Below are 12,757 nucleotides of genomic sequence, written 5' to 3'. Positions count from 1 at the left end.
CCGGCTCGGGTGACGCCGATACAGTCACCGACTGTGACCGAATACCAGACCATCACCTTCGAGCAGGCCGGTGCTGTCGCCCGGATCGTGCTGAACCGGCCCGACGCCGCAAACGGCATTAACGACACGATGACTCGGGAACTCGCCGACGCCGCGGCGCGCTGCGACACCGCAGCGATCAAGGTCGTGGTGCTCACCGGCGCCGGACGGTTCTTCTGTGCAGGCGGTGACCTCAAGGACTTCGCGGCGGCACCGCACCGGGGACGCCACCTCAAGGGGGTGGCCGACGATCTGCACCGCGCGATCTCGACGTTCGCGCGGATGGACGCCGTCGTGATCGCCGCGGTCAACGGCACCGCAGCCGGAGCGGGGTTCTCCCTTGCGGTCTCCGCCGACCTGATACTGGCCGCGCAGTCGGCGTCGTTCACGATGGCCTACACCCGGGTCGGACTCAGCCCCGACGGCAGCGCAACGTACTTCCTTCCCCGGTTGATCGGGATCGCCAAGACCAAGGAACTGATGCTGACCAACCGCGTCCTCTCCGCGGACGAAGCGTCGCGATGGGGGCTGGTCACCGAGGTCGTCGCCGACGATCAACTCGCCACGCGTGCCGACCAACTGGCCGCACAGATGGCTTCGACGTCCGGCGGGTCCAACGGCGGGGTGAAGGCACTCCTGCTGGGCACCTTCGCCAGCGGTCTGGAGGAGCAGATGGAGGCGGAGGGACGACTCATCGCCGCGCGCGCCGAAACCGACGACGGACGCGAAGGTGTCGACGCGTTCCTGGCCAAACGCAAGCCGGACTTCGCCTGACCGGAGTCGCTAGAAGGACTGCTCCTCGGCAGGGAAGGCGCCGGTGGCGACTTCCTGGGCGTACTGCGTCGCGGCGCGGTGCAGTTCTTCGCCTACGGCACCAAAACGCTTGACGAACTTCGCGGTCCTACCCGACGTGAGGCCGGCCATGTCCTGCCAGACGAGAACCTGCGCGTCGCAGTTCGGACCCGCCCCGATACCGACGGTGGGGATCGTCAGCTTGCCGGTGATCTGGGTGGCGAGTTCGGCGGGGACCATCTCCATCACCATCGCGAACGCGCCCGCTTCCTGAACCGCGATGGCGTCGTGGACAGTCTGCTCTGCGGCGTCGCCGCGGCCCTGAACGCGGAAGCCGCCGAGTCCGTTCACGCTCTGGGGGGTGAAGCCGATGTGCGCCATCACCGGGATGCCGGCCGCGCTGAGGACGGCGATCTGCTCGGCCACCCGTTCGCCACCCTCGAGCTTCACGGCATGTGCGCCGGCCTCCTTGAGGAAGCGCGTCGCGGAGGCGAGTGCCTGGGTCGGTCCGGCCTCGTAGCTGCCGAACGGCATGTCGGCGACGACCAGGGCATGCGGCGCGCCGCGCACTACGCCACGGACCAGCGGAATCAATTCGTCGATGGTCACCGGCACGGTGGTGTCGTAGCCGTACACCACGTTGGCGGCGGAATCGCCCACCAGGAGCACCGGGATCTCGGCCGCGTCGAACACCGCGGCGGTGGAGTAGTCGTAGGCCGTCAGCATGGCCCACTTGTGGCCCTCGGCCTTCCACTTGTGCAGATGGTGAGTGCGGACCTTCACACGCGGCTTGGCGGTCTCGGAATCGGCGACAGCACCATAAACGGTCTGCTCGGACATCATTGTCCCCTCATCGGGTGGGTCGGTTCGAATCCTCGAGGCCGAAAATGGTCCCCGGGTTTCGCTGACACGCCAAGTGTGCCACTCCGTCACCGGAAGTTGAACGCCGCGTTAAGTGGATTTGCTCACACCCGCGCTCACCACGCCTAACATCGGCTCATGCAAAGGCTCAGCGGTCTCGATGCCAGTTTCCTCTACCTCGAAACCGCCGCGCAGCCGCTGCACGTGTGCTCCATCCTGGAGCTCGACACCTCGACGATGCCCGGCGGCTACACCTTCGACAAGCTCCGTGACGGGCTGGGGCTGCGGATCAGGGCGATGCCCGAATTCCGGGAGAAGCTGGCCGACAACAGGTTCAACCTCGACCATCCGGTCTGGGTGGACGACCCGGACTTCGACGTCGACCGCCACCTACACCGCATCGGGTTGCCGTCACCGGGTGGGCGCAACGAACTGTCCGAGATCTGCGGACACCTCGCGTCCCTGCCGCTGGACCGCACCCGCCCGCTGTGGGAGATGTGGGTCATCGAGAACGTTGCCGGCACCGATGCCCACGACGGCGGCCGGATCGCGGTGATGACCAAGGTGCACCACGCCAGCGTCGACGGTGTGACCGGCGCGAACCTGATGTCGCAGTTGTGTTCGACCGAGCCCGACGCGCCGCCACCGGATCCGGTCGACGGGCCCGGAGGGGTGAACCACATGGAGATCGCGGTCGGTGGCGCGGTGAAGTTCGCCATGCGGCCGTTGAAGTTCGCCAATGTGCTGCCGATGACCGTCTCCACCGTCATCGACACTGCCAAGCGTGCCCGCAACGGGAACTCGATGGCGCCGCCGTTCGCCGCTCCGCAGACAGCTTTCAACGCCAACGTCACCGGCCGTCGCAACATCGCGTTCGCCCAACTCGACCTCGACGACATCAAGAAGGTGAAGAGCCACTTCGGGGTGAAGGTGAACGACGTCGTGATGGCGCTGGTCGCCGGGGTGCTGCGCAAGTTCCTGCTCGACCGGGGGGAACTGCCGGAGAACTCCCTTGTCGCCATGGTGCCGGTGTCGGTGCACGACAAGTCCGACCGGCCCGGCCGCAACCAGGTCTCGGGCATGTTCTCCCGGCTGGAGACCAGCATCGAGGATCCCGCTGAGCGGCTCAAAGCCATTGCGGATGCGAACTCTGTTGCCAAACAACATAGTTCGGCAATAGGCGCCACGCTGCTGCAGGACTGGACGCAGTTCGCCGCACCCGCGGTTTTCGGGGTGGCGATGCGGGTCTACGCGAGCAGCAGGCTCAGCGGCGCCCGACCCGTGCACAACCTGGTGCTGTCGAATGTCCCCGGCCCGCAGATGCCGCTGTACATGCTGGGCTGCGAGGTGGAGGCGATGTATCCGCTCGGGCCGATCTTCCACGGCTCCGGCCTGAACATCACCGTGATGTCGCTCAACGGCACCCTCGATGTAGGCATCGTGTCGTGCCCGGAGTTACTGCCTGATCTGTGGGACATGGCCGACGATTTCCAGCCGGCCCTCGACGAACTGCTGAGCGCGACGCGCTGACGGGAACAGGCTCGCGATAGCCGCCTCGCCAGCAACGATGCGGCCTCATGGCAGCATGTGGAGCCATGAAGCTCAACACGGGGGTCATGCGACCCGCCGTACTCCTCACGTCCGCGATGTTGTTGGTCTCCGGTTGTAGCAACGTGGTGGAGGGTCGGGCCCTGATCTCGGTGCCCCGGCCCGGTGCGCCCATCCAGTGGGTGTCCTGTGAGGGCGGGGCGTCGGAGCAGCCGCGGCCGCTCGCCGGCGCCGAATGCGGGATGCTGTCGGTGCCGGTGAATTGGGACAACGCCGACAGCCCGGACAGTGAAATCGCCCAGATCGCGATGATCCGGTTCAAGGCCACCGGCGACAAGATCGGCTCGCTCGTCATCAATCCCGGCGGACCGGGCGAGTCGGGGGTCCAGGCCGCCGCGTCGATGGCGACCACGCTGCCCGAATCGGTACGGCAGCGGTTCGATCTCGTCGGCTTCGACCCGCGCGGGGTGGCGAACTCGACGCCGACGCTGTGGTGCAACAGCGACGCGGACAACGACCGGCTGCGGGCCGACAACGTCGTGGAGTACACGCCCGAAGGTGTGGCCCACATCGAGAACCAGACCAAGGAGTTCGTCCAGCGCTGTGTGGACAAGATGGGCAAGGAGTTCCTGGCCAATATCGGAACCGCCAGTGTGGTCAAGGATCTCGACGCGATGCGCGTCGCACTCGGTGACGACAAGCTGACCTATCTCGGCTACTCCTACGGCACCCGTATCGGTACGAGCTACGCGGAGGCCTACCCCGAGCACGTCCGCGCGATGATCCTCGACGGGGCGATCGATCCCAACGCCGATCCGGTCGAGGCTGACGTCCGCCAGGCTGCCGCGTTCCAGCAGGCCTTCGACGACTATGCCGCCGACTGCGCCACCGACCCGAACTGTCCGCTGGGAACCGACCCGGACAAAGCCGTCGACGTGTACCGCTCGTTGGTGAACCCGCTGGTGGAGACGCCCCTGGAGACCAACGACCCACGCGGGCTGAGCTACAACGACGCGATCGTCGGAACGATCCTGCCGCTGTACTCGCCCAACCTGTGGCGCCACCTGACGCAGGCGCTCACCGAGATCACCGAGGGTTCGGGCGACACCATGCTCTCGCTCGCCGACCTGTACATGGGCCGCAACCCCGAAGGTCAGTACAACAACTCGACGGACGCGCGGGTCGCCATCAACTGCGTCGACAAGCCGCCGATCACCGACCGCGCGACGCTGGTCGAGCAGGACCGCCGCCTGCGTGAGGCCGCCCCGTTCATGAGTTACGGCGAGTTCACCGGATTCGCGCCGATGTCGACGTGCGGGTTCTGGCCGGTGCCCCCGACCAGCGGTCCCCGCGAGATCACGGCATCCGGGCTCCCGCCGGTACTGGTGATCTCGACGACCAACGACCCGGCCACGCCGTACCAGGCGGGCGTGGATCTGGCCCGCCAACTCGGCGGCACCCTGCTGACCTACGAGGGAACCCAGCACACCGTGGCCTTCAACGGCGATGCGTGCGTCGACGACATCGCCGCGCGGTACCTGATCGACGTGGAAGTCCCACCCCCGGGCACCCGGTGCTGAGCATCTCCGTGGTCGGAGAGGCCGACCTGACCGAGTTGATGCCGATGATGCGCAGCTACTGCGACTTCTATCGGGTGGACCCGTCCGACGAGAAACTCGCGGTCCTGTCGCGCGCGTTGATCGCGAACCCCGACGAGGGGCTTCAGTTGATCGCCCGGGACGACGAGGCAACCCCTGGTCGTCCGGTGGGATTCGCCACGATCTACTGGACCTGGCAGACGTTGTACGCGGCCCGCGTCGGCGTGCTCAACGACCTGTATGTGACCCCGGAGTCGCGGGGCAGCGGGGCCGGCCGTCACCTCATCGCGCGTTGTCTGCAGCTGTGTCACGACCGCGGCGCGGAGAAGTTGGTCTGGGAGACGGCGCCGGACAACGAGACGGCACAACGGCTTTACGACGGCATCGGTGCCGAGAAGTCGACCTGGATCACCTACGAACTCGACGCCTGATAACAGCCCGGTCACCTTTGGGTTCCCGGGGCAGACCCACGCCTGGGTCCCGTGCAACCATTGCAGCCATGCGGCGGCTGGGACGACTGGGTGCAGCACTGCTGTCGATTGCCACCCTCTCGACCACGCTGTGCTCCGTCGCGGCCGCGCAACCGCAGAACCCGGCGGACACGTACTCCACTGCGCCGGTGTGGAGTTCGTGCGCGGCCTTCGTCGACGACGTGTCGCGGTTGCCTACTGCGCAGTGCGGCACGGTGGCTGTGCCCGTCGACTACACGAAACCACAAGGCGCGCAAACGCAGTTGGCGATCATCAAGGTTCCCGCCACCGGCCCGCGAATCGGAGTGCTGATCGTCAACCCCGGCGGGCCGGGGGCATCGGGGGTCGACACCGTTGCCGGGATGGGAGCCGCGCTCGCCGGTACCGAGATCCTGAACCGTTTCGACCTGGTCGGCATCGACCCGCGCGGTGTCGGACACTCGACGCCGCAGCTCCGGTGCCGCACCGACGCCGAGTTCGACGCCTACCGCGCCGAGCCGTTGGCCGACTACAGCCCGGCGGGCGTCGCCCACATCGAGGAGCTGCAGCGTGAGTTCGCCGCGCAGTGCCTCGATCGGATGGGCGCCGACTTCCTGGCGAACATGGGGACCGCGGCAGCGGCCCGCGACATGGACGTGGTGCGGGCCGCGCTCGGTGAGGACCAGATCAACTACCTCGGCTTCTCCTACGGCACCCAGCTCGGCTCCGAGTACGCCGAGCGCTACCCCGAACGGGTGCGGGCCATGGTCCTCGACGGCGCGGTGAACCCGAGCCTCGATCCGATCACCGAGAGCATCAACCAGATCGAGGGATTCCAGCGGGCATTCGAGCGGTACGCCGCCGACTGTGCGCAGTCGCCGGACTGCCCGCTGGGCACCGACCCGGCGCAGTTCGTCAACCGCTACCACCAGCTCGTCGATCCGCTGGTCGCCCAACCCGCCGCGACGTCCGACCCGCGCGGGTTGAGCTATCAGGATGCGATCACCGGCACCGGCAGAGCGCTCTACTCGCCGCGCTACTGGACCTACCTGACCAGCGGCCTGTTGGGCCTGCAGCGTGGCACCGACCCCGTCGATCTGCTGCTGCTCGCCGACGACTACCAGCAGCGTGACAGCTCGGGACGGTACAAGAACCGCCAGGAGGCGTTCACTGCCATCCGGTGCCTCGACGCGGATTATCCGACCGACCCGGCGGTATGGGTCGAGGCCGACCGACGCGCGCGCGAGGTGGCGCCCTTCCAGGCCTACGGTGCGTTCACCGGGTACGCCCCGCGCAACGTCTGCGCCATGTGGCCGGTTCCGCCGACGCCCCTGACCGGTCCCGCGACGTCGCCGGGGCCGGGCAAGGTCGTCGTCGTCTCGACGACCGGAGATCCGGCGACGCCGTACCAGGCCGGTGTCGATCTGGCCCGACAGATGGACGCTTCGCTGATCACCTTCGAGGGCAGCCAGCACACCGTCGTCTTCAACGGGGACGCGTGCGTCGACACCACCGTCGTCGACTTCCTCGTCGACGGCGTCGTTCCCCCGGCCGGATTGCGCTGCTAGCAGCGCCGTAACACGGAATTAACACCCGGAACCTAGGCTTCCGGCATGGATCGGCAGAAGGAATTTGTGCTGCGCACGCTGGAAGAACGGGATATCCGCTTCGTCCGGCTGTGGTTCACCGACGTCCTCGGATACCTCAAGTCGGTGGCCATCGCGCCCGCCGAATTGGAAGGTGCATTCGAAGAGGGCATCGGCTTCGACGGATCTTCCATCGAGGGCTTTGCCCGAGTGTCGGAAGCCGACATGGTCGCGCGGCCCGATCCGTCGACGTTCCAGGTGCTGCCGTGGACGACCAGCGGCGGCGACCACCATTCGGCCCGGATGTTCTGTGACATCACGATGCCCGACGGCTCTCCGTCGTGGGCCGACTCGCGCCACGTGCTGCGCCGGCAACTCTCGAAGGCCAGCGATCTGGGCTTCTCCTGCTACGTCCATCCCGAGATCGAGTTCTTCCTGCTCAAGCCGGGCCCCTACGACGGGAGTGAGCCCGTCCCTGCTGACAACGGTGGCTACTTCGACCAGGCCGTGCACGACTCGGCGCCGAACTTCCGCCGCCACGCCATCGATGCGCTGGAGCAGATGGGCATCTCGGTGGAGTTCAGCCACCACGAAGGCGCACCAGGCCAGCAGGAGATCGACCTGCGTTACGCCGACGCCCTCTCCATGGCCGACAACGTGATGACGTTCCGCTACGTGGTCAAAGAGGTGGCACTCGGCGACGGGGTGCGCGCGTCGTTCATGCCGAAACCGTTCTCCGAGCATCCCGGCTCGGCGATGCACACCCACATGAGCCTGTTCGAGGGCGAGAACAACGCGTTCCACAGCGCAGACGACCCGCAGCAGCTCTCCGATGTCGGGAAGTCGTTCATCGCAGGCATTCTCGAGCACGCCACCGAGATCAGCGCCGTCACCAACCAGTGGGTCAACTCCTACAAGCGACTGGTGCACGGTGGCGAAGCGCCGACGGCGGCGTCCTGGGGTGCGGCCAACCGCTCGGCGCTGGTCCGGGTCCCGATGTACACGCCGCACAAGTCGTCGTCCCGGCGGGTGGAGGTGCGCAGCCCCGACTCGGCCTGCAACCCGTACCTGACGTTCGCGGTGCTGCTCGCCGCCGGCCTGCGCGGCATCGAGAAGGGCTACGTGCTCGGCCCGCAGGCAGAGGACAACGTGTGGAGCCTGACGCCGGAGGAACGACGCGCCATGGGCTACAAAGAGCTGCCCGGCAGTCTCGGCGTCGCACTGGGGGAGATGGAAGGTTCGGAGCTGGTCGCCGAAGCGCTCGGCGAGCACGTCTTCGACTTCTTCCTGCGCAACAAGCGCGCCGAATGGGAGAACTACCGCAGCCACGTCACCCCCTTCGAGCTGAAGACCTACCTGTCTCTGTGAGCAAGGGCCGCGATTCGGGCTGAGCCGGTGGCTGCACTACATTTCTGGATGTGGCCAAACCAGCGACGCAGCGTCCCAAGCTGCCCGGTGTGGGTCGGCTCGGACTGGTCGAACCGCAGGCGCACGCTGACCTGAACGGGCTCGGATGGAACACCGACGCCCATGTCGAGCTGTTGTGGTCGCTGTCGCGTGCACCCGACGCCGACACCGCCCTGCGCGCGATCGTGCGCCTCTCCGAAGCGCTGGGCGACGACTGGCACGAACTCGACCACGCTCTGCTCAAGGACCGCAGTCTGCGGGGCCGACTGTTCGCGGTACTGGGGTCGTCGCTCGCGCTCGGTGACCACCTGATCGCCAACCCGGACTCATGGCACCTACTGGCCGGCAACATCGTGTTGCCGTCGCCCGCGGAGCTGCAGACGATGTTCGCCGAGCGAACCGTCGACGTCGCGGGAGCGGCCGCCGCCGTTCCGGCACTGCGGACCCTGTACCGCGACCGTCTGCTGGTGCTGGGCGCACTCGATGTGGCCTCGACGGTCGAGAACGAGCCGGTGCTGCCGTTCACCGTTGTCGGTGAACATCTTTCCGACCTCGCCGACGCGGCCTTGGGCGCGGCGCTGGACGTGGTCTCGCGGTCGGTGTGCGGTGACGCCACGCCTCCCGCGCTGGCGGTGATCGCGATGGGCAAGTGCGGAGCCAGGGAACTCAACTACGTCAGCGACGTCGACGTCATCTTCGTCACCGACGACGGCTCGCACAGCAGCCTGGGTCTGGCCACCAGGATCGCCGGCGAGATGATGAGACTCGGCGCCGACGCGTTCTTCGAAGTCGACGCGGCGCTGCGGCCGGAAGGCAAGCAGGGCCAACTGGTCCGCACCCTGGATTCACATGTCGCGTACTACGAACGGTGGGCCAAGACGTGGGAGTTCCAGGCGCTGATGAAGGCGCGGCCGGCGGCCGGTGACATGGACCTGGGCCGCCGCTACATCGAGGCGCTGATGCCGATGGTGTGGACGGCCTGCGAGCGGGAGGACTTCGTTCCCGAGGTGCAGGCGATGCGCCGGCGGGTTGAGGAACTGGTGCCCGCCGGGGTTCGGACACGTGAGCTCAAGCTCGGCAGCGGAGGTCTGCGTGATGTCGAGTTCGCGGTTCAGCTCCTGCAATTGGTGCACGGCCGCAACGATGACGAACTGCACGTGGCGTCGACGGTCAACGCACTGGCGGCGCTGGGAACGGGCGGGTACGTCGGCCGGGACGACGCCGCGAACCTGACGGCGTCCTACGAGTTCCTGCGGCTGCTGGAGCACCGGCTGCAGATGCAGCGCCTCAAACGCACGCACATGCTGCCCGAAGCCGACGACGAGGAAGCGATGCGGTGGCTGGCCCGGGCAGCCCACATGCGTCCCGACGGTCGCCACGACGCGCTCGGAGTGCTGCGTGAGGAACTCAAACGGCACAGCCGTCGGGTGTCGCGGCTGCACGCAAAGCTGTTCTACCAACCGCTTCTGGAATCGGTCGCTCAAGCCTCGCTGGGACTTTCAGACGGCATGAGCGCCGAATCGGCCGAACGTCAGCTCGCCGCACTCGGTTACGAAGGACCGCAGAGCGCACTGACCCACCTGGCCGCGCTGACCGGCGGGACCGCGCGGCGCGGCCGTGTGCAGCAGGTGCTGCTGCCGACCCTGCTGGACTGGCTGTCGGACACCCCCGATCCGGACGCCGGCCTGCTGGCCTACCGCAGGCTGAGCGACGAGCTCTCCGACCAGCGATGGTTCCTGGCGACCCTGCGGGACGAGGGTGCTGTGGCCAAGCGGTTGATGCACGTGCTGGGCACTTCGGCCTACGTGCCCGAACTGCTGATGCGTGCCCCCGAGGTGATCCAGCTCTACGCTGACGGACCCAACGGGCCCAAGTTGTGTGACGTCGACACCGAAGGCGCGGCACGGTCTTTGGTGGCCTCGGCGGCCCGCCACACCGACCCACTGCGGGCGATCGCCGCGGCACGGTCGTTGCGCCGCAGGGAACTCGCCAGGATCGCCTCGGCCGACCTGCTCGGCATGCTCGAGGTCACCGACGTGTGCCGGCAGCTCACGTCGGTATGGGTGGCGGTCCTGCAGGCCGCGCTGGAAGCGGTGATCCGCGCGAACACCCCCGAGGCGGGACCACCGGCCCGCATCGCCGTCATCGGGATGGGCCGCCTCGGCGGAGGCGAACTCGGCTACGGCTCGGACGCCGATGTGATGTTCGTCTGCGAACCCCACGACGGTGTCGAGGAGTCCGTCGCGGTGAAGTGGGCGGGCACCGTGGCCGAACAGGTCCGGACACGACTGGGTACGCCCAGTGGTGATCCGCCCCTGGAGGTCGATGCGAACCTGCGGCCTGAGGGCCGCAGCGGCCCCCTGGTGCGGACACTGGCGTCGTATGCCGCCTACTACGAGCAGTGGTCCCAGTCGTGGGAGACCCAGGCGTTGCTGCGCGCACATCGGGTCGCCGGGGATCTCGAACTGGGCGAGCGCTTCCTGCTGATGGCGGACAAGACGCGCTACCCGGCGGGCGGCGTGTCGGCGGAGACCGTGCAGGAGATCCGCCGGATAAAAGCACGCATGGACGCCGAGCGACTGCCCCGCGGTGCCGATCCGAAAACCCACACCAAGCTGGGCCGCGGCGGGCTGGCCGACATCGAGTGGACCGTGCAGTTGTTGCAGTTGCGCTACGCGCACAAGATGCCCGCGCTGCACACCACCTCGACCTTGGACACGCTCAACGCCATCGGCGCGGCAGAGTTGATCGCCGAAGGCGACATCGAACTACTGCGTGACGCGTGGCTGACGGCGACACGTGCCCGCAACGCGCTGGTGCTGGTGCGTGGCAAGCCCACCGATCAGCTGCCCGGCCCGGGCCGGTTGCTCAATGCCGTGGCGGTGGCCGCCGGCTGGCGCGACGGGGACGGCGGCGAGTTCCTGGACAACTACCTCAGGATCACCCGACGGGCAAAAGCTGTGGTACTGCGAATTTTCGGAGGATAAGTGGAGTTCCCGTTCGACCTCATCAGTGCCGAGGATTACGCGCGGCAGCGGGCGAGTTATGTGCCGCTGACCGACGCGTTGCGCAAGCTCATCGATGTCGGGATCCACACGGCGGTCGACGAGGCCACGGTGCAGGAGGCGCTCGAGCACCTCGAGGCGGCATCGAAGCTGCTGGAAGGCGAGCAGCGGCACGCGACCTCGACACTGCGACATGCCGACACGGGCCGACCACTGGCATGGGCGAATCCCGCTGTGGGCCTGCGTAATGCGATAGCGCCGCCGATGATCATCGAACACGAGGCTGACGGAACCTGCTGGAGCGAGTTCACGCTGGGCCCGGCCTATGAAGGCCCGCCGGGATGGGTGCACGGCGGGATCTGCGCGCTGCTGCTCGACCACATCCTCGGCGAGGTGGCCAGCGAAGGGCTCAACCTGCCGAAGTTCACCGGCACCATCAGCGTGAAGTATCTGCGCGGAACACATCTGGGACCGGTGCGCGCGGAGGCATTTGTGGAGCGGTCCGAAGGATTCAAGACTTTCGCGCGAGGATATCTGCGCGACGCCGAGGGCATCACCGTGGAGGCCGAGGGCGTGTTCATCATGCCCGCGTGGGCACGTGACGCCGGATGAAGTTCTACGTCTCGACCGCCTTCCTCGACACCCGCGAAGCTGTGGAGATCGCCAAGGCGGCAGATGATCTCGGCTACCACGGCATGGCGATCCCCGACCACGTCATCAACCTCGAGACGCTGCAGACCCCGTATCCCTACACCAAGGACGGCAGCAGGCGGTGGGAGGCGTTCACCGACTGGCCGGACCCCTGGGTGATGATCGGGGCGATCGCGTTGGCGACCACGCGGCTGCGCTTCGTGACGACGGTGTACCTGCCGGCGATGCGTGATCCGTACTCGGCGGCGAAATCAATTGGTACGGCAGCAGTTCTGGCTGACGGCCGGTTGGAACTCGGCATCGGTGTCGGCTGGTGCCGCGAGGAATTCGAGTTACTCGGCCAGCAGTTCGAACGGCGAGGCAAGCGCACCGACGAGATGCTCGACTTGATGAAGGCGTTGTGGTCGCCGGGATGGACGGAGTTCTCCGGCGAGTTCTACACCGCCCCGCGCATGGAGATGGAGCCGACGCCGCCGCGCATCCCGGTCTACGTCGGCGGGTTGTCGGACATCGCGCTGCGCCGCGCCGCGCGCCACGACGGCTGGATCGGGGATCTCATCACGACCGACAAAGCGTTGGAGCGCATTTCCGTGTTGCGGGAGTTGCGGTCCGAAAAGGGGCTCTCCATGGACGGTTTCGAGGTCATCACCCCGCTGACCGATGCTTTCACCCCCGAGCACTACGCGCGGGCCGAGGCAGGCGGGATCACCGGCATCATCACGATGCCGTGGATGTTCTACAGCGGACCCGACGGATCCCTCGACGACAAGGTCGACGGGATGCGGCGGTTCCGCAAGGATCTGGGTTTGGAGGACTGAGCG

Annotated in this window: 10 protein-coding genes; 9 read left to right on the top strand and 1 reads right to left on the bottom strand. The window is 67.3% G+C overall.

Annotation, left to right across the window (positions count from 1 at the left end; genetic code table 11):
• Window positions 1–33 precede the first annotated feature (33 nt).
• The gene (locus ABDC78_RS16865; protein ID WP_178359996.1) at window positions 34–813 is read left to right on the top strand and encodes an enoyl-CoA hydratase-related protein; all 780 of its coding nucleotides are present in this window, start codon (window positions 34–36) and stop codon (window positions 811–813) included.
• Window positions 814–822: 9 nt separating this feature from the next.
• Here ABDC78_RS16865 and panB read toward each other — a convergent pair whose 3' ends face one another.
• Entirely contained in the window at window positions 823–1,671 is an 849-nt protein-coding gene (gene panB / locus ABDC78_RS16860) for a 3-methyl-2-oxobutanoate hydroxymethyltransferase (protein ID WP_178359997.1), read from the bottom strand.
• A gap of 159 nt (window positions 1,672–1,830) precedes the next feature.
• On the opposite strand from panB, the gene ABDC78_RS16855 reads away from it, so the two are divergent.
• From ABDC78_RS16855 to ABDC78_RS16820, 8 genes are all read left to right on the top strand, one after another.
• Window positions 1,831–3,222: a wax ester/triacylglycerol synthase family O-acyltransferase gene (locus tag ABDC78_RS16855; RefSeq protein ID WP_178359998.1), complete on the top strand. Its 1,392-nt coding sequence runs from the start codon at window positions 1,831–1,833 to the stop codon at window positions 3,220–3,222.
• Between the two features lie 65 nt (window positions 3,223–3,287).
• On the top strand, window positions 3,288–4,820 hold the full coding sequence (locus ABDC78_RS16850; protein ID WP_178359999.1) for an alpha/beta hydrolase: 1,533 nt from the start codon (window positions 3,288–3,290) through the stop codon (window positions 4,818–4,820).
• Window positions 4,814–5,269 carry a GNAT family N-acetyltransferase gene (locus ABDC78_RS16845; protein WP_347133111.1) on the top strand — a complete coding sequence of 152 codons (456 nt, stop codon included), beginning with the start codon at window positions 4,814–4,816 and terminating at the stop codon, window positions 5,267–5,269. Before ABDC78_RS16850 ends, ABDC78_RS16845 begins: the two co-directional genes overlap by 7 nt.
• Window positions 5,270–5,337: 68 nt before the next feature.
• A complete protein-coding gene (locus ABDC78_RS16840; RefSeq protein ID WP_178360000.1) occupies window positions 5,338–6,855 on the top strand; it encodes an alpha/beta hydrolase in 1,518 nt (505 codons plus the stop codon).
• A 45-nt stretch (window positions 6,856–6,900) separates the two neighbouring features.
• On the top strand, window positions 6,901–8,241 hold the full coding sequence (gene glnA / locus ABDC78_RS16835; protein WP_178360001.1) for a type I glutamate--ammonia ligase: 1,341 nt from the start codon (window positions 6,901–6,903) through the stop codon (window positions 8,239–8,241).
• A 44-nt stretch (window positions 8,242–8,285) separates the two neighbouring features.
• Window positions 8,286–11,267 carry a bifunctional [glutamine synthetase] adenylyltransferase/[glutamine synthetase]-adenylyl-L-tyrosine phosphorylase gene (locus ABDC78_RS16830; protein WP_178360310.1) on the top strand — a complete coding sequence of 994 codons (2,982 nt, stop codon included), beginning with the start codon at window positions 8,286–8,288 and terminating at the stop codon, window positions 11,265–11,267.
• Window positions 11,268–11,897, top strand: coding sequence for a PaaI family thioesterase (locus tag ABDC78_RS16825; RefSeq protein WP_178360002.1), 630 nt, complete (start codon window positions 11,268–11,270; stop codon window positions 11,895–11,897).
• Window positions 11,894–12,754, top strand: a complete 861-nt coding sequence (locus ABDC78_RS16820; protein ID WP_178360003.1) for a TIGR03619 family F420-dependent LLM class oxidoreductase — start codon at window positions 11,894–11,896, stop codon at window positions 12,752–12,754. The genes ABDC78_RS16825 and ABDC78_RS16820 overlap by 4 nt, the downstream gene beginning before the upstream one ends.
• Window positions 12,755–12,757: the final 3 nt, after the last annotated feature.

This window comes from Mycobacterium sp. DL (assembly GCF_039729195.1).
Taxonomy (GTDB): Bacteria; Actinomycetota; Actinomycetes; order Mycobacteriales; family Mycobacteriaceae; genus Mycobacterium; species Mycobacterium hippocampi_A.
This window is presented reverse-complemented; position numbering and strand designations above follow the sequence as displayed.